A 24,156-nucleotide genomic window follows, 5' to 3' on the forward strand; every position below is an offset into this window, starting at 1 on the left:
CCCTACGGTCCTACCTGTCCACCGCCACCAAACACGGCAAGGACGCCCTCGACGTGCTCAAACAACTGTTCACCACCGGACCGTGGCTACCCGAACCGGCAACCTCAAGCTGAATACGTACAACGTGTTGTCCGCGTTAGTGCCGAGCCCGGAGAACATGGTTAAGTGGGGCCTAGGATGAGTCGGGTATTGGACGCGATTTGCTGGGACGGAACCACTCCGGTAATCAGCCTCTTCGTCATTTCCGCAGCCCAGGAGTCTCCCGACCTCGTAAGTGCATGGGGGGATGATGTTCCAAGGCGGACCAAGACTTATTGTCTGGAGGATGATCGTCCTGAACCTACCTTGCCGCCGGTCTATGAGTATGATTTCGAGTTCGAGATCCTGCCTGTGGGTCTCCAGCAACACTTGGAGTCCTGTTTGCGGATGGTATGCGAACGTGCTGGCTCGGTGGCTTGGTTGGCGTTCGAAGGCTCGTTTCACTTCGACCACATTCTGACCGAAAGCGTGGCTGACCAGATATATGGCGTGTGCGCCACTGGTGATTCGCCTCTGGTGGTACTCGACGACGAACCGGCTGCCCGGGCAGCTCTGAATGAGCGGATGCGCGCCTACCGAATGCGCCTCGGTCTCGGCTGATTAATGGATCAACCGGTGGTCGTTCATGCAGCCACGGCGCTACCCAACGTAGCGCTGTGGCTGTGGTCGTTGGCCAGTGTGCGCAAGGGTTGCTGTCACGGCTGCTGTCAGACGTTGCCATTGCATGTCGATGTCTCGATGTGATCGCCACATGGGAGGGTCGGGGCGATAGGCGTGCCGCTCTGGGCCACCTACGGCCGCATCGATGGCCGGTGCCGTGCCGCGTAGCGGTGCGGCGTCGATCCCCGGACCCGTTCACTCGCGTCGGCTGGTGAAGGGATCGTCACGGCCGTAGATGGCATCACTGTCACTGCTGATCTCGTGGCTCCGCTTCACCGGGCGTGCGCGCGGGGCCGGAACGGCTGTAGCGCGTGCGCGTGCGTCCGGCGTAGCCGGGCGCTCTTGATTAGGTGAAGCACCTTTTAGCCCAATGGCTGCTGCGGTGACGGAGCCCTGTGGATGGCACCTCGGATCGGAGCTGGGATGCTGCTCCCCAGGGACACGGTACCGCGTGGTACAGTTCGGTGCATGACGAGGATTACGCTGCGGGAGTTCCGTGATGGCGCGGGTCGGGTGCTGGACGGGGTCGAGCGCACCGGTGAGCCGGTCATGATCACGAAGTACGAGCGGCCGGTGGCCGTGTTGGTGGGCATCGACGAGTGGGAGGAGATCGAGGCTTTCCGGGACCGCCGGGACGCTGCGGTGATCGCTCGTTCCCGTGCTGAGGGGCAGTTCGTGCCGCTGTCGGCGGCGCTGGAGTCACTCGGGGTGGATCCTCGTGAGGTGGAGGCGCTGCTGGCCGACCGGGCCGGCGGTGCGGCGGCGTGAAGGTTCAGATCGACCGGGATGTGCTGGTCTGGTTGCACAAGCAGCCCCGCAACGTCTTCCTGACCGTTCTGAGCGCGATCCTCGGCTTGGTCTCCGACCCTGAGCCACAGAGCTCGACCGAAATGCGCGACGGATCCGGTCGTCGTCTGCGCGTCGGTGACTACCGGGTCCTCTACCGCCTCGACGGCGACGAGTTGACCATCCACGCCGTCGGGCATCGCAAGGACGTCTACTCGTAAGCCGTCCAGGTCGCGGCGGCCCTATCCGGCCGCAATGGGTTCGAGGTCGAGGACCGGCCGAGTCGCCGACCGGCGGTCCCTTCGAGGCAGGGTTGCGCCCCTGGCGCGGATGTCTCGCCGGCGCCCTGACGACGCGGAGTTCCCGGCTGGCTCGTCGCCTCTCCAGCGGTGATGATCTGGAACATCAGGTTCGCCGTACGTTCCGGCGTGCGTGGGTGTTGCTGTCATGGCTGCTGTCACCAGCGACACCGATGATGTTAGGTGGAGTCAGCCGCAATGAACGCGCAGGTGAGACCCGCCATTACCTGGCGTGACATCGTTGCTGAGTCCACACGTACTATGTGATCGCCGGCAAGACTCCGGTCCTGGTTCACAACAACAATCCTCATGGTCCTAACTGTGCGACAGCAGGTCACGTTTATCGAGGCGGCATTTACCGGGACCTGAAGGATCCTGCCACGAAACGCAATGTTCCCGGAACCGAGATCAACCACCTGCCGTCGAAGCAGTCCATCATGCCGTTCGGTATCAGAATGAAAGACGGGCCTGCTATTCAGATGGACTACGACGACCATCGAGCCGTGTACAGCACGGGGTCTAGCCACGAGTCGCAAGCGTGGCAGACGTGGCAGCGTGAGTTGGTGCAATCTGGTCGAATTGATATGGCTATACAGATGGACATCAACGATATCCGTAACAGATTCGGCACCAAGTACGATGGTGCGATCAAGGAGATGGTTGCAGGGTTGGGAAATCATGCCGGCTATCAATCGCTGCGTACGGTGCCTGGCGTTGTTGGATAGCCTGAAAGGCGGGTTGTCAGATGGAGCTTGAGCTACTTCCACCTGAGGGTGCTGGGCCGATCCGGATAGGCATGACGCTTGATCAAGCGGAGCGCGCACTTTCACAGATTCCTGGTTTCGTGTGCCTCGGTTCTCGGAACTCTGCCGTGCCCACTCGAGGTAGGGCCGAGTTCGATAGCGGCTTGACCGTTGTAGCGTTGGCTGCGCCAAGCGGTCTTGTGTCTGGCGTCGAAATCTTCCGACCGTTAAGGCATTTTCCTGTGACGTATCTCGGAATTGATGTTTTCGCGACCCGGAGTGATGTGGTAATCGAGCTACTGCGAGACACGACTCAGGTAGTCGAGGAAGACTTCGGTTCTTTAATTATTGCCCCCGAACTCTTGATCTCCCTGAGTAGATTTGGACCGCCAGAGTCTGATGGCGAGGACGAGGATGGGGCCTATTTCGATTCTGTTCTCGTGGCTTCGCCCGGATACTATGATGGTCCCTTTAGGTAGGTGTCGATAGGGTAGTGGTTACTCCATTGCAACAACTCACGGTCGCTGTGCCGGATAGACCCCCCGTTTACCCCCCGAAAACCCATACAAAGTGGCGAGCGCCCATGACAGGCGTCGACAAGCCGTGGACCAGATTTGCGCAGGTAAACGACCACCTCTGGTGGTCAATGACAAGTCCAAGAGCGTGACATTCGGTAAGCGTAGGTCGACGGTTCGATTCCGTCAGGCGGCTCGGTGATGCCCTGACCGGTGAAGGCGCCGGTCAGGGCATCGTTTTTATCGATGAAGGTTTGAATCGGCCCCGAGAGCACCCCCTGGTGCCGGCTGATTGGAGTCAGATCGGGACGTCGGTCGAGCGTGGCCGGCCGCCGGTGACGATGCACCGCGGACGAGGCGTGAGGTGCGGACACAGTTCCGGGTAGGCCATTGGTCACGTCGTCCAGCCGGACCAGAAGTTTTCCCAGCCCAGCCGGGAGCGGACTGTGGTCCCGGTTTCTCGGATGGGTGATGCCCGGATCGGCGGCACCTGGTCGCTCGGTAGCGTTGTGTCCGATCACCGATCTGGCGGAGGTTCTTTGTGGGGCGGCTGGTGCTGACGGCTGATGAGGCGGCGGTGTGCGAGGCCGTCGGGGTCAGATCGTTTGTGCAGGCCCGTTCGTTGGTGGCGAACGGCGCTCTGGCCGAGGTGAGCTGGGATCCGCGTTCCGGCCGTGGGCGGGCTGCCGTACAAGGCGAGAGATCTGGTTGGGTGACAGTGTCGGTCGTCGTCGGCGCCGACGGTGCGCTCAAGAGCGTCAGCGGCGCATGCACGTGCTCGGCAGCTCCGGTGTGCGCGCATCCGGCTGCATTGGCGATGATCGTCTGCACGTCCGAGGGGTCCAGACCGGAGCCGGCGTCGTCGTGGGAGTTGGCGTTGGCTGGTCTGGTCAGCGTGGACAGCCCGGCCGTCGTGCCAGGTTCTGCGGAACTGGCGTTGCAGTTCGAGCTTGAGGACGGTGACGGCCGGGGAAGGTGGCGGATCGCGCTCCGGCCGGTCGTGCCGGGCAAGAGGGGCTGGATCCGCGGCGGTGTCTCGTGGGGGACCCTCGGCTTCGAGTACGTTCCCGATTCACCGCACACGCAGCATCACGTGGATCTCTTGACGGAGTTGCTCGCGCTGGCGGACGAGGAGGTTAGCGACCCGTACGCACACCGCTACTACGGCTCGGGTCAGCGCGTCGTGTACCTGGACGAGTTTCGTAGCCGGCGGGTGTGGGACGTTCTGGCCGAGGCGCGTGAGGCGGGGCTGCCGCTGGTGCAGAGCGGCCGGGCCGCGTCACCGGTTCAGGCATCGGAACGTCCGGTGCGATTCTCGGTGCGGGCCGATCGAGTCGCAGCGGGCCTGCGGCTACGTCCGGCGTTGGCTGACGGCACGGAGACGATCGATCCCGAGAAGTTGATCGTGGTCGGGCGGCCGGCGCACGGCGTCGCCTGGTGGGGTACGACGGGGCCGGGTTCCTCGACTGATCCGGGTACCCTGCGGCTCGCGCCCCTGGCGAGACCCCTGCATCCGCGGGCCATGGGGGCGCTTGCTGCGCCAGAGATCGTCGTTCCCGCCGCCGAAGAGCCTTATTTCCTGCGGCAGTACTATCCGGGGCTCGTCCGCCAGGCCGAGGTGGTGCCGGCCGACGAGACGGTGAGTCTGCCTGAGCTGGGGAAGGCGGTGCTGACGCTGTCGGTGCAGCCGCTACCGGAGCACCGCATGTCGTTGTCCTGGGACTGGGTCGCCGTCGTCGGTTCGGAGAACCAGGTGGAGCCGCTGCACGCCGATCTGCACCACGACTCCGACCGGGCCGCGACGCTGCAACGCGTCACAGCTCTGCTGGCGGACTCGGCGTACGGGCTGACCGAGCGGATCCCCGCCGGACGGCGGCTGCTGGCGCATGCCGTCGTCGCCGACGACGCCATGCTGCGGCTCGTACGCGATGCGCTTCCCCGGCTCGTCGAGATGGACGGCGTTGACGTGGCCGTCAAGCCGCATGACGACGTTCCGGATTACGTCGAGACGCAGGAAGCCCCGGTCGTTTCGTTCGCGAGCGCGACCGGGGGCAGCGCCGGCACGCAGGACTGGTTCGACCTGTCCGTCCGGGTCACCGTCGATGGTGAGGAGGTCGGCTTCGAAGGGCTGTTCCTCGCGCTCGCCGCCGAACAGGAGTTCATGATCCTGCCCAGCGGTCGCTACTTCCGGCTGGAGCAGCCAGAGTTCCGGCAGCTGCGCGACCTGATAGCGGAGTCCCGTGAGTTGGAGGACGCCCCGCCCGGTGTGCTGCGGGTCGGACGCTTTCAGGCGGGGCTGTGGCAGGAGTTGTCCGAGTTGGGCGAGGTCACCGGTCAGGCGGCGGTCTGGCAGGAGTCCGTGCGCGGGCTCAGCGACGTCAAGGCTGGTCCCGCCGATCCGCCACCGGTGGGGCTGGACGCCACCCTCCGGCCGTACCAGCTGGAGGGCTTCCGATGGCTCGCCACTCTGCACCGGCATGATCTCGGCGGTGTGCTTGCCGACGACATGGGGCTGGGTAAGACACTCCAGGCGCTGGCCCTGATCTGCCACGCCGTCGGACGGGCGCCCGCCGGTGCCCCGTTCCTGGTGGTCGCCCCCGCCAGTGTCGTCAGCAACTGGGCTCACGAGGCGGCGCGTTTCGCCCCGCATCTCACCGTCACCCCCATCGTTCAGACCGGCGCGCGTCGGGCCGGCACGCTGGAACAGACGGTCGCCGGATCGCACGTCGTGGTCACGTCGTACACGCTGTTCCGGCTCGAGTACGACGACTACGCGGCGTTGCCGTGGACCGGACTGATCCTGGACGAGGCGCAGTTCGTCAAGAACGCCCAGTCGCAGACGTACCGGTGTGCGAAGCAGTTGCCGGCTGTCTGCAAGCTCGCGATCACCGGCACACCGATGGAGAACAACCTGGTCGAGTTGTGGGCCCTGCTCTCCATCACCGCCCCGGGCCTGCTGCCCCGGCTCGACCGTTTCACCGACTACTACCGCCGGCCGATCGAGAAGGACCACGACGAGGAGCGGCTCGCGCAGCTACGTCGCCGGATCCGCCCGCTCATGCTGCGCCGCCGCAAGGCTGAGGTGGTCACCGAGCTGCCGGCCAAGCAGGAACAGGTCATCGAACTGGATCTGAACCCAAAGCATCGCCGGATGTACCAAACCTATCTGCAGCGGGAACGGCAGAAGGTCCTCGGCCTGCTCGGCGACATGCAGAAGAACCGCTTCGAGATCTTCCGCTCGCTGACTCTGCTGCGCCAGGCCAGCCTCGACCTGACCCTGGTCGATCCGAAACACCACGCCATCACGTCGACGAAACTCGACGCGCTCCGCGACCAGGTCACCAATCTCGCGGCCGAGGGGCACCGGGTTCTCATCTTCAGCCAGTTCACCCGTTTCCTGGCCACCGCCCGTCAACGTCTCGAGGAGGCCGGCGTCACCTGCTGCTATCTCGACGGCAAGACACGGCGGCGGGCGGAGGTCATCGCCGACTTCAAGAACGGGACGGCGCCGGCCTTCCTGGTCAGCCTAAAGTCGGGCGGTTTCGGGCTGAACCTGACCGAGGCCGACTACTGCATCCTGCTGGACCCGTGGTGGAACCCGGCGACCGAAGCTCAGGCGGTCGACCGTGTTCACCGCATCGGCCAGACGCGGACGGTCATGGTCTACCGCCTGGTCGCCAAGGACACCATCGAGGAGAAGGTCATGGCGCTACAAGCCAGGAAGGCCGAGTTGTTCAGTAGCGTCCTCGACGGCGGAGAGTTCGCCTCCGCCGAACTGACTGCCGCTGACATCCGCAGCCTGCTCGACTGACTCGTGCCCAGGGCTGTCTCGTCCCGCCCGTCTCCACATGTCCTCGAGGCGGTGCTGGAGCGGCTGACGTACGTCAACGAGGAGACCGGGTACACCGTCGCGCGGGTGGCGACCGGGCGTGGTTCGGATCTGCTGACCGTGGTCGGCGCGCTGCTGGGGGCGCAGCCCGGTGAGAGTTTGCGGTTGCAGGGGTGGTGGTCGTCGCATCCGCAGTACGGCCGCCAGTTCGCGGTCCTCTCGTACACGACGGTCCTGCCCGCGACGATCCAGGGCATTCGCCGCTATCTGGGCTCCGGTCTGGTGAAGGGTATAGGTCCGGTGTTCGCCGAGCGGATCGTGGCGCACTTCGGTCTGGACACGTTGCAGATCATCGAGGACCAACCGGGCCGGTTGGTGGAAGTGCCGGGTCTCGGCCCGAAACGTACCGCGAAGATCACCGCCGCCTGGGCCGAACAGAAGGCCATCAAGGAGGTGATGGTGTTCCTGCAAGGGGTGGGGGTGTCCACGTCGATCGCGGTACGCATCTACAAGAAGTACGGCGACGCCTCGATCGACGTCGTGCGTCACGAGCCGTACCGGCTGGCCGCGGACGTATGGGGCATCGGGTTCAAGACCGCCGACACGATCGCTCAGGCCGTCGGGATCCCGCACGACAGCCCGCAACGGGTCAAGGCCGGCTTGCAGTACACGTTGTCGCAGGCCACCGACAACGGGCACTGCTACCTGCCCACCCCACACCTGGTCGCGGACGCGGTGAAGATACTCGATGTGCCCGCCGGGCTGGCCATCAGCTGTCTCGATGAGCTGGCCGGTGAGGAAGGCGTCGTCAGGGAGAGCCTGCCCGGCCCGGACGGGCCGGTTCCGGCGGTCTACCTGGTGCCGTTCCACCGCGCCGAACAGTCCCTGGCCAGCTCGGTGCTCCGGCTGCTCGGCGATCGTACGGACCGGATGGCGCAGTTCACCGGCGTCGACTGGGGCAGAGCACTGACCTGGTTGAAGGCCCGTACCGGCACCGACCTGGCACCGGAGCAGCAGCAGGCCGTCCGGTTGGCGCTGACGTCAAAAGTCACCGTGCTCACCGGCGGTCCCGGTTGCGGGAAGAGCTTCACCGTCCGTTCGATCGTCGAACTCGCCGCCGCCAAGAAGGCGAAGATCCTCCTCGTCGCACCGACCGGTCGGGCCGCGAAACGCCTCGCCGAACTGACCGGCCAGCCCGCCGCGACGGTGCACCGGCTGCTGAAGTTGCAACCCGGCGGTGAGCCCACCTACGACCGGGACACCCCCTTGGACGTGGATCTGCTGGTGGTGGACGAGGCGTCCATGCTCGATCTGATCCTGGCCAACAAGCTGATCAAAGCCGTACCGCCCGGGGCGCACCTGCTACTGGTCGGTGACGTCGACCAGCTTCCGTCCGTCGGCGCCGGTGAGGTGCTGCGGGACCTGCTCGCCGCGGACGGGGTTCCCCGGGTGCGGCTGACCCAGGTGTTCCGGCAGGCCGCGGACTCCGGTGTCGTCAGCAACGCCCACCGGATCAACGCCGGTCGACCGCCGGTCCTGCAGGGCATGAGCGACTTCTTCCTGTTCCCCTGCGACGACACCGAAGCTACGGCCGCTCTCACCGTCGACGTGACGTGCACCCGAATAGCGAAACGATTCGGCCTCGACCCGCGACGTGACGTGCAGGTACTCGCGCCCATGCACCGGGGCCCGGCGGGGGCCGGTGCGCTGAATATCCTGTTGCAGCAGCAGCTCACTCCGGCCCGCGAGCATCTGCCGGAACGGCGGGTCGGCGGCCGGGTGTTCCGGATCGGCGACAAGGTCACCCAGATCCGCAACAACTACGACAAGGGCGTGGCCGGAGTCTTCAACGGCACCGTCGGCGTCGTCACCGCCCTGTCCACCGACGAGCAAACCCTGACGGTACGCACCGATGAGGACGAACTCATCGACTACGACTTCGATGAACTCGACGAACTGGCTCACGCGTACGCGATGACCATCCACCGCTCCCAGGGTTCGGAGTACCCGGCGGTGGTCATCCCGATCACCACCAGCGCGTGGATGATGCTGCAACGCAACCTGCTCTACACCGCCATCACCAGGGCGAAGAAGCTCGTCGTTCTCGTCGGCTCGCGTCGGGCGCTGGCCGCGGCTGTCCGCACCGTGGGCGCGGGCCGCCGCCACACCGCCCTCACACACCGTCTCAACGTGGATCGCCACCCGTGAGAACCGGTTGCGAAGGGCGCAAGTCTCGTCGGTCCAGGTGCCGCCGCTAGAGCTTTGTTGATTCTTGTCGTCGTCACGCACTGGTCGGACACCGCGGCACTGCACCTCCGCTGGGATGACCAGCCTCTTGCCGCCGGACGTGAGCGCGCCGAGCTCACCGGCGACGGTGTCGTAGCCGTTGGGCAGTGTCGTGATGAACTCGTGCGCTCGGGCGGTCCGGTGCCGTGGGGCGGTGAGCGTGACGGCTTGACCAGCGTGTCGGTTGCTGATGGGTGATCGCTCGGTCTTCGGTTGGCGCGAGACCAGGGCGGCCGGCTCCCCTGTCGGACCCGGCCGGGTGCGGAGTGGTTGGGCAGTTCTGTTGCTCAGCGGGGCGTGTCTGATTTTGGTGTGACGCGGACGTGTGCGCGTTCGCCTTGTCTGCCGATGAGGCTGAGGAACTCGACGGGGCCGGAGCTGGTGGCGCCGAACCAGTGGGGGGTGCGGGTGTCGAATTCGGCGGCTTCTCCGGGATGCAGGGTGAAGTCGTCGTCGCCGAGGATCAGGCGCAGGGTGCCGTTGAGGACGTAGATCCAGTCGTAGCCCTCATGGGTGCACAGGTTGGGTACGCGGTTGTCGTCGACGGTGGGCAGGACGAACTTGTAGGCCTGGATGCCTCCAGGCCTGCGGGTCAGGGGTAGGACGGTTGATCCGTCGCAGGCGGCGATGGGGCGCAGGTTGACGCGGGGGTCGCCGGTCAGTGGGGCGTCGACGAGTTCGTCGATGGTGACGCTGTGGGCGCGGGCGAGCGGGAGCAACTGCTCGAGCGTGGGGTGCCGCAGGCTAGCCTCGAGCCGCGACAGCGTGCTGACGGAGATGCCGGTCTCCTCGGCCAGGTCGGTCAGGGTGATGTTGCGGCGCTGCCGTAGCTGCTTCAACCGCGGGCCCACCGCGTCCAGGGTGCGATCCAGGTTCTCATCCACGTTCCCATTTTGCCATTCGGCAAAGATATTTGCGCATCTGCGTTGGAGCGCTCAAGCTCAACTCATCACCGGCGAAGACGGGGAAAGGCCAGGCCAGCAAGTGGTGGAGCAGCAAGGGGTCGTGCGGGACGTGGTCGTGGTCGGTGGCATCGCGGATGGTCGCCGCGCCGAGGTTTTCGCCGGTATCGGCATCACCGCCACGCAGCACCCGGAGGGTTCCTTCGTCGCTGCTGATGAGACCGGCCGGACCGCAGCGCACCTCAACGCCGACCTCGTCGCTGAGGACACCGACCGGGCGGTTGCCCGGCTGACGAACGCGGAGAACCTTCGATGACGCACAGCTTCGACCGGGCCTACTGGCAGCAGCACTGGCAGCAGGCGCACGGTGACCGGCCCGGCTCGATGGCCGGCAACCCACCCAACCCGTACCTCGCCCAGGAGGCCGCCGGCCTGGCCCCAGGGACCGCCCTGGACGCCGGGTGCGGCGCCGGCGCCGAGGCGATCTGGCTGGCCTCCAACGGCTGGCAGGTCACCGCCGCCGACATCTCCGCCGACGCCCTCGCCCGAGCCGCCGACCGCGCCACCACCAGCGGGCTGACGGAGACCATCCGGTGGGTGGAGGCGGACCTGACCGCCTGGGAACCGGGCATGCGCTTTGACCTGGTCACCACCCACTACGCGCACCCCACCATGCCGCAACTCGCCTTCTACCAGCGCATCGCCGACTGGGTGACTCCCGGCGGCACCCTGCTCATCGTCGGACACCTCCACAGCCCGGAAACCACCAGCCACGGGCACGGGCATCACCCTCCCGCCGAGGCGACGGTCACCCTCGCCGACATCACCGCCAGCCTCGACACGGCCGAGTGGGAAATCGTCACCGCCAAGGAACACCAGCGCCCGGTCCCCGTGCCCGGCGGCCAGACGGTCACGCTGCACGACGTCGTCGTGCGCGCCACCCACCGCCCCTGAACCCACCTGCTCTGCGACGCCGGGACCGAGGTCCACCCCGGCGCCGTACCTCATCGCGCCCTTTTGAAAGGAACTCCCATGTCCGCCCCAGACGACTTCCCGAGCGTGAGCGTCGCCGACGCGACGGTCCACGACCCGCGCCAGCGCCGCGCGATCCTGATCGCAGTGTGCGTCGCCCTCATGGCGGTCATCGCCTCGGTCTCTGGGCTCAACGTCGCCCAGCCGCAGGTCGCTGTCGCGTTCGACGCCTCCCAGAGCACCGTCCTGTGGATGATCAACCTCTACACCCTGAGTCTGGCCGCGCTGCTGCTGCCGCTCGGCTCCCTTGGTGACCGGTGGGGCCGCAAACCGATGCTGCTCGCCGGCCTGGCCCTGTTCGGCGTCGCCAATGCGGCGGCGGGCCTGGCCATCTCTTCCGAAATGCTGCTCGCCGCCCGGCTGCTCGCCGGGGTCGGCGCCGCGATGATCATGCCGGTCACTCTGGCCGTGATCACCTCGACGTTCCCCGACGAGCAGCGCTCGAAAGCGATCGGTGTGTGGAGCGCCGTCGCCGGCGGCGGCGGCATCCTCGGCATGTACCTGTCCGCGGTGCTCGTCGACTGGGGGAACTGGCGGTGGCTGTTCGTCCTGCCGGTCGTGCTCGTCGTCGCGGCCGCCGCCATGGCCCTGCCCACCGTTCCGAACTCTCGCGAGCAGTCGCAGCACCGTTTCGACATGGTCGGGTCGCTGACGTCGGTGATCGCCGTGGTCGCGCTCATCTACGTCCTGCACGAAGGCCCGGTCCACGGCTGGACCTCACCGCTCACCGTGGCCGGCCTGCTCGTCGGCGTCGTCACAGCCATCGGGTTCGTGGCCTGGGAACTACGCCAGGTGGCGCCCCTGCTCGACGTGCGCCTGTTCCGCGACCGGCGCCTCGCCGCCGGCTCGCTGGCCCTGCTGGCACTGTTCGGCGTCCTAGCCGGGATCTTCGTCGTGCTGTTCCCCTACTTCCAGGCCGTCCTCGACTGGTCCGGGCTGCGTTCCACCCTCGCGCTGATGCCCATGGCAGTCATGATGATGCTCGCCTCCGGACTCGCCCCCCGAGTGGCCGCCCGCGCCGGAGCCCGCGCGACGATGGCGGCCGGGATCCTGCTCGGTGGTGCCGGACTGGCGCTGATGGCCATCCTCGTCTCCGTCGACGGCGGCTACCCGGCGATCCTGCCCGGAATGCTCGCCATGGGACTCGGCTTAGGCCTGGCACAGACCCCCTCCACCGAAGCCATCACCTCCGCCCTGCCCCGCGAGCGTCAAGGCGTCGCCTCCGCCCTCAACGACGTCACCCGGGAATTCGGCACCGCCCTCGGCGTCGCATTGCTCGGAGCAGTCCTGACGGCCGGTTACCGCAACGCCATCAACGGTCGCCTCGACACCATCCCCACCGACACCGCCGACACCGCCCGCGAGGGCATCGCCAACGCCATCGACACCGCCGACACCGCCGGCACCCAAGCACCTGCCCTCATCCGTGCCGCTCAGGAGTCGTTCGTCTACGGCTGGCAACATGCCATGTGGGTAGGGGTCGCCGTCATGGCGATCCTGTTCGTCTACGTCCTGGCTCGGGGTCCTCAACGGACCGTTGCCACCACACCGGCAACCGTATCGAAGCCGACCAGCGACACCGTCGCCGGGTGACACACCGGCCCGCGCACGCGCAGGTCCTGCATCCCCACGCGGGCCCGCTTGTTCCCATGCTTCTCAAGGGCCGAGTCCGGCCAGCTGCCTACCACGTGATTCAGTGGACGCGCGAACTCGGGCAAATTCGAGCGGTCTAGCGCACCGCGACCTTGAGGTGAACGCGGGGTGCAGGCGAGATGAGGGCTCGAAACAATCCGGATGTGTCCACAAGTGGAGGTGTCGTGGCTGGTCATCCCTTGACGCTGGACTCGGCGGTGGTCTTGGACTTGACCATCCGGACGGCTTGTTCGGCGACGTTGTTGGAGAACCTGACGGTGAAGTCGGCGGCGAACCGCAGGAACTCGGTTTTACGTGCTTGTAGTCGTAACGCCAGGTTGCGGGTTGGTGTCTGTCTGCCGGGTCGGGCGGGGTGGACGGCCAGGGCTCGGTCGACGACGTGGTCGTAGCGTGTGGACAGGTCGTCGTACGTGAACGCGGGCAGGCCGGTGTGGCCTCGATCGCGCCAGTGGGCCACCCAGCGGTGGGTGTTGCCGAGCAGGGTGACCAGGTCCTCGGCCCAGCCGTCGGCACGCGTGTGTGGGTCGAACTCGCCGATCCCGGTCGCCTCACGCGGGATGTGCGCGTTACACAAAGGCGTGCGTGCAGGTGGTGAAGCCGTCGTAGCCGCTGTATGCGTCGTGCACGGCGACGCCGGTGAAGCGGGGCAGGATCCCGAACGCGGTCATCGACAAGGCCGCCCGTCCGTGCTCGTCGATGTGATACGCGGTCAACCGGCCGGTCGCGGCCGCGTGCAGCCAGTGGTTACGCCCGGCGATCCGGGTCACCGTCTCGTCGAAATACGCCACCGGTGCGGCGGCGATCGCGTCGCGGATCGCCTCGTTGGCCGGCGCGACGGCCGCGGCCATCCGGGCACAGGCAGTCGTGACCCAGCCGGTAGAGACCTCGATCCCGGCCAGATCAGCGAGGATCTCCACGACTCGGGCGACCGGGATGTGGTGCTACGCGGCCAGGTAGGCGGCCAGCATCGTGACCGTCGGCCCGTACACCGCCGGCGCCGAAACGCCCGGCGACGCGACCGCGCGGGTCCGCGCACCGCAGCCGGAACAGGGCAACTGGTGCAGCAGATGCGCGGTGACCCGCACCCGGACCTCGGGCACGTCGAAGACCTGCCGCACGACCGGATCACCCGCCGGCCCCGCCATCGGATCGAGGCCGCCGCCGCAGTTGCCGCACTCCGGCGGGTAATGATCGACTTCGGTTTCCGTGACCGGCACCTGCGACAACGCCGTACCCGCGCTGCCCGGCTGCTTACCAGGCTTGCGGCCACTACGGGTCCGCGTCGAGGTCACCGGTGGCTTGTCCAACCCCTCCGACGACGGCGGCTTGCTGGAGTTCTTCGAGGTCAACCCCAACCGGCGCCGCAACTCGGCGTTCTCCGCCCGCAACGCCTCGTTCTCCGCGACCAGCCGCGTGTTGTCCGCTTCAAGCACACCGATCCGGGTCGAAAGCTCGTCCAGCCGCGCCGTCAGCCCGACCACAGCGGCGGCGAGTTCGTCATACGACGGAAGCTCACCACCCCGGCCTGACACCACCCCAAGATCATCCCATAGTGGACGTCAACCCGGATCAGCAGGCCCAGGCCACCAAACTCAAACCACCTGAACAGTTACGGACGTGCCCCACGCCGGCCGCCAGCTACGTAGCACAGGTCCTCGTATATAGATCAAACAGGTCTTGCGGACCCCCGAGCCTGACGAAGGACCCCGCTCTCCGTCGGTCAACCACACAAGGGGTTCCGTTTGGAGCCACCGTCAATCACCCAAGCTGAATGTCCCGCAGTCGCTCGGGAAGATCCCGAAGATTGTCGATGCGAATGTGAGCTCGTTCTACCTCGGGGCGATTCGCGTAGAAGTAGCCCCATGGTCCACGTCGGATGAACACGGTCGTCAGGCCGGCGTCCAGCGCGGGGAGGATGTCGTTGTCGAGGCGGTCGCCCACGTATGCGATCTCCTCTGGCGCGCACCCTGCCGACTCGACCAGCTTGACGAAGAACTCAGGGGTCGGCTTCTCCGCGCCCCAGTCGTCCGACGTCGCAATCAGGTCCACACCCAGGTTCAGCTCATGTAGCAGCCGGCCGGCGCGAGCGGTCTGGTTGCCCGCCACACCGACAAAGTAGCCGTCGGCCTTGAGCGCGGCGAGGCAGTCCCGGACGTCAGGGTAGAGGTCGCGGCCGTTGAAGTGCTCGGCCAAGCCGGCTTCTGCCCGGCGCTGCCGTTCCAGTGCGAGGTCGAATCCAGGCTGGAAGTGCTGGAAGACCTCGCGGTAGTCCCGCCCCTGCGCGATGACCTGCCCGAACACCGCAGAGAACGTGTGCCGGGGAACGCCGAGCCAGTCCGCCCAGGTGCCGTACTCGGTGGACTCGTTGATCAGCGTCTCACCCACGTCGAAGTAGACAGCGCGGATTCGCCGTGGGGAAGAGGTCTGGACGGTCATGCGGTCAACGCATCCAATCGCTCGTCAAGGTCGGCAACGACGGTGGCATCGTCCCACGGCCTCAGCCGTGTACGGAATTCCTGAAGGCGGGTGCTCGCGGTTGCGTAGCCGGCCATCGCCAGCATCGCGGCGGCGTCTCCGGCGAGGTCGCATGCCTGGTCGAGCTGCGGGTGGTCGCCGAGATACGAGCTGGCTATGTCGATGAGGAACACCGCCTTCTGCTTGACCGCCACGGGACCGAGGCCATGTAGTGCCGCTGTCAGGGCGGATCGGGCCTCCTCGGGCCGACCGAGGTGGAGGAATGCCCGACCGCGGAATCCGTCGAGTCGGTCCGCCGAGTAGTAGTCGAACCATGCGGGTGGTGCCGCGTCTGCGGGTCGGGAAAGGCGTGCGGCTGCTTGGTCGAGAGCTCGCAGCGTTCCGGCCATGTTTGTTGTCCCCAGCACCTCGGACTCCACTGCTGCGATCCATGACTGGACTACCGGCACACCACTTCGTTGGGCATGATCAGCTGCGCCAGCGAGATAGCTGATGGCGGCCGAGGTGTTGTGCTCGGCCGCCGGCACGAAGGCGAGATGGCCGAGCGCGGCTGCGGCGAGGAGGTCGTCCCCCACCTGGATGGCCGCTTCGTGGGCGAGTCCGAAGTAGCCCCGCGCGTCGGCTGGTCGCTGCAGGTCGAAGAACGTCAGCCGGCCGGCCAGTGTGGCGACTTCGCTGCGGGTGCGTAGGACTCGGCGCTTGAGTCCTCCGTCGGGCAGTTGCCGCATGACGTCGACCGCGGTCTCGAGGTGATCGCGTGCCAGGCTGAGCAGATCGCCAGGTTTCCCAGACCCGTGGTAGAGGTGCCGGTACACCTCTGCACTGCGTTCGAGTCGGCTCACCTGAAGCTCTGGAACCGCTCCAGCCTGATCGACGAAAGCGAGCGGGGAAGCCGCCATAGCCTTGATCGCAGTCCGCCGGCGCATTTCATCCTCCTGGCTCCCAGGTCGGGTCAGGGCCGCTGACACCCGACCGTATGTCTTCACGAGCAGGCCGTCCACGCCGAGTGCGCGGTCGCACACCTCGGCGAGCTCCATCGAACCTGGCTTCTCACCTCGCTCGACCTGCCCCAGGTACGTGAAGTCATAGCTGGTCAGCACCTGCAACTTCCGGAGCGACAACCGTCGCTCCTGACGAAGCCGGCGTAGCACCTGCCCGAAAGTCTCACCGTCCACCCGGTCCCCCTGACCAGTGCCCAGGTGTAGGCCACCGTGGGCCTACACCCTGTGGCTTCCTACGCACACACCGTACCGACCAAGCTCGATGTGCACAGCAACCGCATCGACGGCGGCGATACCCAAGCCGGCACCGAGGCGGTGTCGGAGAGCACGCGCGCTTCCCCCCGGCCCGCGAGCTGAACCCGCCGCCTCGGTGCCTCTCATCCCACGGGAGGGCACATGCACGGCGCGAACACCCAGAGGTACGGGCCGATGATGGTTCACGAGGACTCACGGTCACGGCCCGTCCTGGTGCTGGACGTCTGCGGGGTTCTGTTGGCGGAGCCGATGGCACCTCTCTTTCGAGTTGTCTCCGAGGAGGCCGGAACCTCCTCGAACCGAGTCGAAGCGATCTTCCGCCACTACTTCCGGGACGCGTTGTGGTCTGGGCTGCTCGACGAGTCCGCGTTCTGGCCGGCGTTCGCAGCGGCTTGCGGTCTCGGGCAGCCGTCGCCTGCCTGGCGGTCGGTGCTGCGGTCGACGATGACGCCGCTACCGGCCGTGTCCCGGCTACCCAACTGGTCGAGGGGGGCGCAGATCTGGCTGTTGTCCAACCATCGCCACGAATGGTTGGTGCCCGCGCTGCAGGCAGCCGGTCTGCACCGGCAAACCCATCGGATCTTTATCTCCAGCCAGACCGGCGCCGTCAAGCCGAATCCCTCCGCCTACGTCCAGATTCTTGAGCAGGCGTCACCCGGTGACAGCCTCCTGTACGTCGATGACAAGGAGGTCAACGTCGAAGCGTTCCGGAGGCTGGGGGTCGACGGCGTCCAGGCCGACACGTCCGGCTCCTGGACCGCCGCCGTCGATGGTTGGCTTGCCGCATCAACGCGGAGGACCTGGTGAGCGGCCCTTACCGTGACCTCGCAGCCCAGAGCTTCCTCGACGAGATCCCTCGACTCATCGACACCCTGAGCGCGGCGACGGAGAGCATCCCGACTGAGGACCGGGTCTGGGTCTTCTACGGCAGCCGAATCACCGGCACGGCAACCGCAGCCAGTGACTTCGACGTCATGACGCTCCATCGCGAGAACGAGGTTCCACCGACCCGCGTTGGCGCCACCTATCGCGACGCTCCGGTGACCATCTACTCGCTACCTTGGTCGGCCCTGTACCGCGACGGGCAGGACCGCGCGTACGGCGGCTACTTCGCGCTAAAGCTGTTCAGCCCGTTCATCTGCACACCGGCCGACGAGGCCGCGGAGCTGTTGACGAGCGTGGCGCGGTTCTTGGCTCCGCTGGCCGCTGAGGTGGCCGGCCGACTCAACGTGATCACTAGGACCCGCCACCAGATCCTTGCCGACTCCTACCTGGCGATTCTCGACATCTATCCAGACTTCGACAGCTACGTGGCCCGAGTCCTGGAGGCACCGGTGCTGGCATCGCCGTTGTGGCGTCGGCAGGCGCAGGTGATCGTGGACGCCTATCAACAGGCGCAGATGATCGATCGCACAGCGGACGGCCGTTACGCCTACTCCCGGCAGGCGGCGATCGGGGACCTTCGGCACGAGCGAGCCATCACGGCGGCCCGGTTCTGGGCGTTCGGCGCGGTCTGCCACGACAGCGACGTCCGTTTCCCCGACCTCTACCGCGACAAGGCCCGCCAGCGCACGACCGTTGGGCAGCGGAAGCGAGTCTACGAGTCGCTGCAACGGATCTCGCGTGGGCGGGCCGGCCGATGAGCGTCTTGCTCGCCGAGTGGCACGCGGCCCGCAATAGCCTGGTAGCGGACGAGCACGCCGAAAGGGCACGCCGTTTCGGGCTCCGACTGCTTGCTCCCGACTCCGAGGGCCTACCGCCGGTGATCGACAACCTGGCGGGCCGGACCATCTGGGCCTGGCAGCCTGCGAGCCCAGCACTGGCCGCGACGGGTGACGACCGTGCGGACGTGCGCGTCGGTGTTACCGGAAGTCGGCTGCACCTCGGCCATCTCAGTCTCGCGCGGGACGTCGCCTGGCTGCGGGAAAAGGGCCACTCCGTGACCTTCATTAGCCGCCAAACCCGCACCACGGCCTCCGCAACGGTTGTCGAGCTCTTGGCCGAACGGGTGAAGCAGTTCGACGGACGCGCCCCCGATCGCGTCATCGACCTCGACGCGGCCGAGGTCCGGGCCTTCGAGGACGATGTGTTGTCCGGGCTGGTGTTGCGCCGGATGCGGCAGGTCTATGGCTGGTCCGATGACACCAGGCTGAGCCTGCTGCGGGATGCGGTGACGATGATGAGCTTCTTCCTGTACGAGCAGAGCCCGAGAGGGTCAATCGCGCTGGTCGACGCCGGTCAGGCGACGCATACGGCGCTGATGAGGACCGTGTCGGATCGCCTCGCGGCACCAACGCCGTACGTTGCCTATCGACGGTTGGTTCCGAACCTGCGGCGTCGTGGTGGCCGGGCCAGCATCAACGATCCGGCCTCCACGATCCTTCTGACCGATCGTCCCGACACCGTCCGGGACAAGTTCATCGGCGCGGTGACCGGCGGCCGAGCCTGCGCCGAGGAGCAGCGCCAATATGGGGGCAACCCCAACGACTGCCCGACTTTCGAGGTCATCGAACTACTGTCCGCACCTGAGCGGGCGACCGCCGTGGCGCGTCGATGCCGAGCCGGCGAGGTGCTGTGCGGGCAGTGCAAGATCGAGCACCTCGACGATGTGATTGCCGGCGTTCGCGGTGACGGTCGACAGGTCGCGCTCGCTCGCGTCGGCACGAGTCCCGCCGTACCGAAGGCGGTTGCCGGGGTCGTTCCCAGTTTGCACCGACCACCGAGCCGGGAGCCGGTCGACCTGGAGGCCGAGATCGCCCGGTACGTCGGGGTGGTGCCGGAACAGGTCGTGGTCGGTCACGGCACAACCGAGACCCTCGACTGGATCATGCGTGAGCAGGCTTCAGCCGGTGCGGCGGTGCTCGCGACCGCCCCCACCTTCGAGCTGTACGGGCAGCTCGCCGCCAGGAACGAACTGCGCTACGACGAGGTTGCGTGGGACGGCGGACCACTGCGACACGACCTGGCGGCGCTGCGAGCCGCGCTAAAGAATGATCATGTCGCGATGGTGGTGGATATCCCACACACGATCTCCGGCATCTCGGTACCGTTGTCCGACTTGCTGGCTGTAGTCGCGCCTCAACTGCCCAGCGGGGCGAAGCTGATCATCGACAACGTCTACGGTGAGTTCATGGCACATCCCCTCTCGCTGACACCGCGACTCCTTGAGGAGCGCGACGAGCTGGTGGTGTGCCGGTCGCTGTCCAAGGCACACTGCCTACTCGGTGCCAGAGTCGGATACGCCCTCACCAGCGCTGGCTACGCCGACCGGCTGCGTCGACACCGGCTTCCGTACGCTGTCAGCGCGCTGGCTGCCACGGCGGCACGCGCCTCGCTGGGCGACGACAGAAGCCTCCGGCGCACCATCGGGTTGAACCGGCGGGCGTACGCGACGCTGACCGCCGAACTCGACCGGCTGCACATCGGATACGCCCGGTCGGACGCAAACTTTCTCCTGATCGATCTCGGGGACCGCCGCGACCAGGTCCTTGCTCTGCTGCGGGCGCGTGGCCTGCGGTTCCGTGACGGCGCACGATGGCAACTTCCGTCGATGATCCAGGTCCATCTCATCGACGAGGCGACCGTCGCCCCGTTGGTGCGCGCCCTGCGCGACCTTCGTTGACCCGTCACGCCGCGAAAGGCCCCATCGTCATGACCGCTCAGCGGATGCTCACCGGTGACCGTCCCACCGGAAAACTGCATCTCGGCCACTACGTCGGCAGCATCGCCAACCGCGTGAGGCTGCACCGGAAGTACGAGAGCTTCTTCATCATCGCCGACCTGCACATGCTGACCACCAAGAACACCCGGGACGACATCGCCAAGGCCACCCAGAACGCTCGGGACATGGTGGTTGACTCCCTCGTCGCCGGGATCGACCCCAACACCGCGACCTTCTACCTCCAGTCTGCGATCCAGGAGGTCGGGGACCTCAACACTCTCTTCCAGAACCTGGTCACCGTGCCGCGCCTGGAGCGGGTGCCTTCGCTCAAGGACATGGCCCGGGACGCCGGCAAGGAGGAGATGCCGTACGGCCTGCTCGGGTACCCGGTGTTGCAGGCCGCCGACATTCTCTGTGTCAAGGCCCACGTGGTGCCCGTCGGCAAGGACAACGCCGCACACGTCGAGGTCACCAGGGAGATCGCCCGGCGTTTCAACCACCTCTACGGTGAGGTCTTTCCCGTCCCCGAACTGGTCAGCGCCGAGACACCCACCCTGGTCGGCACCGACGGTCGGGCCAAGATGAGCAAGAGCCTGGGCAACGCCATCGCCCTCTCGGACGAGCCGGCCGAGGTCCGCCGCAAGGTCATGGGCATGTACACCGACCCGAACCGGATCCGCGCGGACGTGCCCGGCACGGTCGAAGGCAACCCCGTGTTCCAGTACCACGACGTCTTCAACCCGAATCGGACGGAGGTCGATGACCTCAAGAGCCGCTATCGCGAGGGCAAGGTCGGCGACGTCGAGGTCAAGGAAAAACTCGCCACCGCGTTGAACGCGTTCCTCGACCCCATGCGCGAGCGGCGTGCCCGCTACGAGGCCGACAAGGGCCTGGTCGACGAACTGATCGTCAAGGGTACGGAACGCACCCGGCGGGAGGTCCAGCAGACCGTGTTCGAGGCACGCAAGGCAATGGGCCTCACCGGCGTCTACACACAGCTCCGCCGCAAGGCCGAACGGTCCCGTAAACCCGCAGCCACCACCGCGTAGAAGAGGACCCTCATGAGTCGCCACGAAGCCGGCCGGCAGGCCGGCAGCCTCCTGCTGCGCACGATCAGGTCGGGAACCTCGGGCGCTGAGGTGTTTCTCCTGCGGCAACCCGGCGGCGCGACTGTCGCCACGAAGGTCACCCGCAACCCAAGGGTCAGCTCGTCCGTGCAGGCCCAACGGCACGCCGTCATGGCGAAGCACTTCGCCTCGCACACCCCGGCGGTGCTCGGGACCGCAACCGAGGCCGCGCTTGACGTCATCGTCACGGCGGCACCTGCCGTGTGGAGCCTCGACGAAGCCATCGCTCGTGTCGGACCGACACCGGAGCTTTACCTGATCTGGCAAGACGTGGTGAACACTCTCGTCACGGTATGGCGGTCAACCGCCGAGCCCGGATTCGATCCCACTCGGGCCACTCGCAATCATGATCTTCGGTGTCGTCGTGGCCAACAGGGGCTGGAGGACGTGCTCACCACAGACCTCGGACCGCCCTCGCATTGGTTGAGCATCATGATTAACGGAAGCGACCTGGGCTCCTGGTTTCGAGCCTTCGAGCAGCTCCTCGTCGTCGGCAGGCCCGACTTCCATATCACCTGTCACGGCGATCCGCACGCCGGCAACGTACTGGTTGCCTCCGACGGGACCTGGCACCTCATCGACTGGGAATGGTCCGGTGACCATCACGACTGGCGCATGATGGTCAGCCACCTGCTCGGTAGCTGGTACGTACGGGACCTCCTAGACCACGCCTCCGGCGCGGCTTCAGCGACACCCGGCCGGCTCGTGCTGGACTATGCCATCGGTGAAACCCCCCGACTACGCCAGTTCGGGATCCCGGCGGCCGACGCGTTCCGGCGGATGACGACGCCGGCCCGAACAGAGCAGGATCTCAGTGATGTTGCTCGGTACGTGGCGCTTCTTCTGCTCCGGGAGATCCCCCGAGCGGTGTTGGCTGGGCGACGTCACCTCATCGCACCACTGCTCGGCGAGTACATCCGGCTCACCACTGGCGAGCACTCGAATCATCCCGCCATCCGGCTACTCAGGGCGCCGGTCGGGGCGGCGATGTGATGCGACTCGGACTGGCACTGCCTCACTACCCGTTCTCCTTCCCGACACCGCAGCCCTCCACCGCCCGACGAGCGATCGAGTACGCCACCTTGGCCGAGGACGCGGGATTCCACCAAGTGTGGGTCTCCGACCACTTCTGGGTCGACGTCGCCACTGCAGGGCAACCGGAGCAACGGCAGGAGCCGGCTGAGTGTTGGACCCTGCTGGCCGCTATCGCGGCCAGCACCAACCGCATACGCGTCGGCTCTTTGGCCACGCCTATCGGGTTCCGGAACCCCAACCTCCTCGTACGCATGGCGGCGACTGTGAACGAACTCGCCGCCGGGCGACTCGACGTCGCCGTGGGGGCCGGGTGGAACGAGTCGGAACACCGGGCGAACGGCCTTGACTTCCCGCCGGCAAGACAACGGTTGGTATCGCTTGAGGACACAGTCGGGCTTCTTCGGTGGCGGGTGCCGGGCGTGCCCGTCTGGGTTGCCGGGAAGCGCCCGAAGCTACTTGAGGTCGCCGCGCTCGCGGACGGTTGGAACACCGCGTGGGACAGCACAATGGCTGAGTACCGGCACCGGGATGCTTTGGTGCGGCGAGCCTGCCACCGTCGTGGGCGTGACCCTGCGGCGGTTCACCGGTCTCTTGGCCTGACGACACTCATCGGCCGAGACAACGACGATCTTGAGAGACGGTGGCACCGTTTGCAGCGCTGGGCTCCCGGCGGCGCACTGGCTGACATCTCCCTGCGGAGCTGGGCACGGTCCCGCCTGGTCGGTACACCGGAGGAAGTGGCCCAACAGCTCCGTCGATGGGGCGATGCCGGGGTCGAGCAGGTCATCTGCTCTTTCGGAGCGCCGTTCGCCGTTCACGATAACCAGCAGCTTGAGCTTGCTGTGGACGCGCTGACGATCTTGTCCGGCTCGAAGGGGCCGTAGTTCGGCGGCCACGACGGACGCCGTGAGGCGGGGACTGTCGGTGGCAGATGTGCGGGGAGGAGGGATATCTCTTATCAGTCGGTTCCGGTCCACCGGCCCTCCTCGCCCCTGTCCACGTGCGGGTACGTCGCGTTCAAGGGGGCGTGTTCACCCGGCTGTTCGTGGTCGTTGCGTTCCTCGTTGGATCGCTCGTCAGACCTCTCGTTAGAACCCTCACCCTGAACAGCGAACATTTTGCGGCCAATCAGCTCGACCGATGCGGGCTCGGCGGGTGGCCGGGGATTCGGGCTTTGTAGCAGCGGTGCGGCCTTGCCGCGCAACCTTCGAGCCCTGATCGGGGGCCTGCTTACTGGGGACGTACTGCCGATCACCTCTCCGTGGGACGAGCGCCGCTGGTGGGGACGGCCAGACAGGGCGAGCCGGCGGCGGGGATGCAGGCCGTCCGGCCCGGACGGCGGACCGGGATGGCGAGGGTCGTGCTGGTTGGTGCGGACGGCCTTGCAGGACGGGGCGCGGACGGGGTCGCCCGACCGTCCGGGGACGGCGTACGGGGCGCGTACGGATCGGGCCGGGGCACCGCACTTCGTGGCGATCTCGTCCACGGCCCGAGGCGGTCAGCCAGGCCGCGTGTTCGAGTAGAAGATGATCTTGTTCAAGCAGGTGGAGATTCTGTGCAACCTGTCACCGATCGCATTGTCGGTCCACGCCGCTCCCGTGCCGTCCTAAGTCGGCACCTCAGGGGCCTGACCTGGGTGTTCAACCCGTTGAGGATCTTGTTCAACCGGGCGGCTCGGGCGACGCGAGTTGTCCGGCGCGGAGCGCGGTTTCCAATCCGAGGCCCGGATTTGTAATCCCCTAGGTGACTGGTGTTAAACGCGGGTCGATCGGTCGGTGGTCTGTTCAGCCCGTGTGTTGACGGCTCGTTGGTTGGCGTGAAGGGGGTAGTCGCTGGGCTGGCTGATCGGTGGTTCGGC

General features: G+C 66.6%; 21 protein-coding genes. 15 read left to right on the top strand and 6 right to left on the bottom strand.

The features are described 5' to 3' along the window. Window positions 1-177: 177 nt before the first annotated feature. The 6 genes from HCA58_RS22025 to HCA58_RS22050 all read left to right on the top strand — a co-directional run bounded on the left by HCA58_RS22025 (window position 178) and on the right by HCA58_RS22050 (window position 9,079). Window positions 178-639, top strand: coding sequence for a hypothetical protein (locus HCA58_RS22025; protein ID WP_155945653.1), 462 nt, complete (start codon window positions 178-180; stop codon window positions 637-639). 528 nt (window positions 640-1,167) lie between these two features. After that, on the top strand, window positions 1,168-1,467 hold the full coding sequence (locus HCA58_RS22030) for a type II toxin-antitoxin system Phd/YefM family antitoxin (protein WP_196806828.1): 300 nt from the start codon (window positions 1,168-1,170) through the stop codon (window positions 1,465-1,467). After that, the gene (locus HCA58_RS22035) at window positions 1,464-1,706 is read left to right on the top strand and encodes a type II toxin-antitoxin system RelE/ParE family toxin (protein WP_169599847.1); all 243 of its coding nucleotides are present in this window, start codon (window positions 1,464-1,466) and stop codon (window positions 1,704-1,706) included. The genes HCA58_RS22030 and HCA58_RS22035 overlap by 4 nt, the downstream gene beginning before the upstream one ends. A 341-nt stretch (window positions 1,707-2,047) precedes the next feature. After that, window positions 2,048-2,509 (top strand): hypothetical protein, encoded by a 462-nt coding sequence (locus tag HCA58_RS22040; protein WP_169599850.1) that lies wholly within the window; start codon window positions 2,048-2,050, stop codon window positions 2,507-2,509. Window positions 2,510-3,667: 1,158 nt separating this feature from the next. Further along, a complete protein-coding gene (locus HCA58_RS24120; RefSeq protein ID WP_169599852.1) occupies window positions 3,668-6,853 on the top strand; it encodes a DEAD/DEAH box helicase in 3,186 nt (1,061 codons plus the stop codon). Between the two features lie 3 nt (window positions 6,854-6,856). Beyond that, complete coding sequence (locus HCA58_RS22050) at window positions 6,857-9,079, top strand: ATP-dependent RecD-like DNA helicase (RefSeq protein ID WP_169599854.1); 2,223 nt, start codon at window positions 6,857-6,859, stop codon at window positions 9,077-9,079. Between the two features lie 365 nt (window positions 9,080-9,444). Here the strand turns inward: HCA58_RS22050 and HCA58_RS22055 are convergent, their stop codons facing one another. After that, entirely contained in the window at window positions 9,445-10,041 is a 597-nt protein-coding gene (locus HCA58_RS22055) for a helix-turn-helix domain-containing protein (protein ID WP_169599856.1), read from the bottom strand. A 121-nt stretch (window positions 10,042-10,162) separates the two neighbouring features. On the opposite strand from HCA58_RS22055, the gene HCA58_RS22060 reads away from it, so the two are divergent. The 3 genes from HCA58_RS22060 to HCA58_RS22070 all read left to right on the top strand — a co-directional run bounded on the left by HCA58_RS22060 (window position 10,163) and on the right by HCA58_RS22070 (window position 12,684). Continuing rightward, window positions 10,163-10,375, top strand: coding sequence for a hypothetical protein (locus HCA58_RS22060; protein ID WP_169599858.1), 213 nt, complete (start codon window positions 10,163-10,165; stop codon window positions 10,373-10,375). Continuing rightward, window positions 10,372-11,013 (top strand): class I SAM-dependent methyltransferase, encoded by a 642-nt coding sequence (locus tag HCA58_RS22065; protein WP_169599860.1) that lies wholly within the window; start codon window positions 10,372-10,374, stop codon window positions 11,011-11,013. The genes HCA58_RS22060 and HCA58_RS22065 overlap by 4 nt, the downstream gene beginning before the upstream one ends. Window positions 11,014-11,091: 78 nt before the next feature. Next, window positions 11,092-12,684 (top strand): MFS transporter, encoded by a 1,593-nt coding sequence (locus HCA58_RS22070; protein WP_169599862.1) that lies wholly within the window; start codon window positions 11,092-11,094, stop codon window positions 12,682-12,684. Window positions 12,685-12,916: 232 nt separating this feature from the next. Here the strand turns inward: HCA58_RS22070 and HCA58_RS22075 are convergent, their stop codons facing one another. The 5 genes from HCA58_RS22075 to HCA58_RS22095 form a co-directional block, all read right to left on the bottom strand. Next, the gene (locus HCA58_RS22075) at window positions 12,917-13,318 is read right to left on the bottom strand and encodes a transposase (RefSeq protein ID WP_169599864.1); all 402 of its coding nucleotides are present in this window, start codon (window positions 13,316-13,318) and stop codon (window positions 12,917-12,919) included. Then, on the bottom strand, window positions 13,311-13,679 hold the full coding sequence (locus HCA58_RS22080; protein ID WP_346776080.1) for a transposase: 369 nt from the start codon (window positions 13,677-13,679) through the stop codon (window positions 13,311-13,313). Before HCA58_RS22080 ends, HCA58_RS22075 begins: the two co-directional genes overlap by 8 nt. 6 nt (window positions 13,680-13,685) lie before the next feature. Further along, window positions 13,686-14,279 (bottom strand): DUF6444 domain-containing protein, encoded by a 594-nt coding sequence (locus tag HCA58_RS22085; RefSeq protein WP_169599868.1) that lies wholly within the window; start codon window positions 14,277-14,279, stop codon window positions 13,686-13,688. Between the two features lie 223 nt (window positions 14,280-14,502). Continuing rightward, on the bottom strand, window positions 14,503-15,180 hold the full coding sequence (locus HCA58_RS22090) for an HAD family hydrolase (RefSeq protein ID WP_169599869.1): 678 nt from the start codon (window positions 15,178-15,180) through the stop codon (window positions 14,503-14,505). Then, window positions 15,177-16,394, bottom strand: a complete 1,218-nt coding sequence (locus HCA58_RS22095; RefSeq protein ID WP_169599870.1) for a helix-turn-helix domain-containing protein — start codon at window positions 16,392-16,394, stop codon at window positions 15,177-15,179. Before HCA58_RS22095 ends, HCA58_RS22090 begins: the two co-directional genes overlap by 4 nt. A gap of 255 nt (window positions 16,395-16,649) precedes the next feature. On the opposite strand from HCA58_RS22095, the gene HCA58_RS22100 reads away from it, so the two are divergent. Genes HCA58_RS22100 through HCA58_RS22125 form a run of 6 tightly spaced genes read left to right on the top strand, consistent with a single transcriptional unit; the run spans window position 16,650 to window position 23,182 of the window. Next, window positions 16,650-17,282 (top strand): HAD family hydrolase, encoded by a 633-nt coding sequence (locus tag HCA58_RS22100; RefSeq protein WP_169599871.1) that lies wholly within the window; start codon window positions 16,650-16,652, stop codon window positions 17,280-17,282. Then, on the top strand, window positions 17,279-18,118 hold the full coding sequence (locus tag HCA58_RS22105; RefSeq protein ID WP_169599872.1) for a hypothetical protein: 840 nt from the start codon (window positions 17,279-17,281) through the stop codon (window positions 18,116-18,118). Before HCA58_RS22100 ends, HCA58_RS22105 begins: the two co-directional genes overlap by 4 nt. Continuing rightward, on the top strand, window positions 18,115-20,097 hold the full coding sequence (locus tag HCA58_RS22110) for an aminotransferase class I/II-fold pyridoxal phosphate-dependent enzyme (protein WP_169599873.1): 1,983 nt from the start codon (window positions 18,115-18,117) through the stop codon (window positions 20,095-20,097). The genes HCA58_RS22105 and HCA58_RS22110 overlap by 4 nt, the downstream gene beginning before the upstream one ends. A gap of 29 nt (window positions 20,098-20,126) precedes the next feature. Further along, window positions 20,127-21,185: a tryptophan--tRNA ligase gene (trpS, locus tag HCA58_RS22115; RefSeq protein ID WP_169599874.1), complete on the top strand. Its 1,059-nt coding sequence runs from the start codon at window positions 20,127-20,129 to the stop codon at window positions 21,183-21,185. A 12-nt stretch (window positions 21,186-21,197) separates the two neighbouring features. Beyond that, on the top strand, window positions 21,198-22,256 hold the full coding sequence (locus HCA58_RS22120) for a phosphotransferase (protein ID WP_169599876.1): 1,059 nt from the start codon (window positions 21,198-21,200) through the stop codon (window positions 22,254-22,256). Next, a complete protein-coding gene (locus HCA58_RS22125; RefSeq protein WP_169599878.1) occupies window positions 22,256-23,182 on the top strand; it encodes an LLM class flavin-dependent oxidoreductase in 927 nt (308 codons plus the stop codon). Before HCA58_RS22120 ends, HCA58_RS22125 begins: the two co-directional genes overlap by 1 nt. Window positions 23,183-24,156: the final 974 nt, after the last annotated feature.

This window comes from Micromonospora sp. HNM0581 (assembly GCF_012726175.1).
Taxonomy (GTDB): Bacteria; Actinomycetota; Actinomycetes; order Mycobacteriales; family Micromonosporaceae; genus Micromonospora.

Bases quoted from the DNA above. Each gene is read 5' to 3' on its own strand.
- trpS (WP_169599874.1), top strand. From the start codon at position 20,127: ATGACCGCTCAGCGGATGCTCACCGGTGACCGTCCCACCGGAAAACTG.
- HCA58_RS22125 (WP_169599878.1), top strand. From the start codon at position 22,256: ATGCGACTCGGACTGGCACTGCCTCACTACCCGTTCTCCTTCCCGACA.
- HCA58_RS22030 (WP_196806828.1), top strand. From the start codon at position 1,168: ATGACGAGGATTACGCTGCGGGAGTTCCGTGATGGCGCGGGTCGGGTG.
- HCA58_RS22100 (WP_169599871.1), top strand. From the start codon at position 16,650: ATGATGGTTCACGAGGACTCACGGTCACGGCCCGTCCTGGTGCTGGAC.
- HCA58_RS22090 (WP_169599869.1), bottom strand. From the start codon at position 15,180: ATGACCGTCCAGACCTCTTCCCCACGGCGAATCCGCGCTGTCTACTTC.
- HCA58_RS22065 (WP_169599860.1), top strand. From the start codon at position 10,372: ATGACGCACAGCTTCGACCGGGCCTACTGGCAGCAGCACTGGCAGCAG.
- HCA58_RS22025 (WP_155945653.1), top strand. From the start codon at position 178: ATGAGTCGGGTATTGGACGCGATTTGCTGGGACGGAACCACTCCGGTA.
- HCA58_RS22120 (WP_169599876.1), top strand. From the start codon at position 21,198: ATGAGTCGCCACGAAGCCGGCCGGCAGGCCGGCAGCCTCCTGCTGCGC.
- HCA58_RS22110 (WP_169599873.1), top strand. From the start codon at position 18,115: ATGAGCGTCTTGCTCGCCGAGTGGCACGCGGCCCGCAATAGCCTGGTA.
- HCA58_RS22070 (WP_169599862.1), top strand. From the start codon at position 11,092: ATGTCCGCCCCAGACGACTTCCCGAGCGTGAGCGTCGCCGACGCGACG.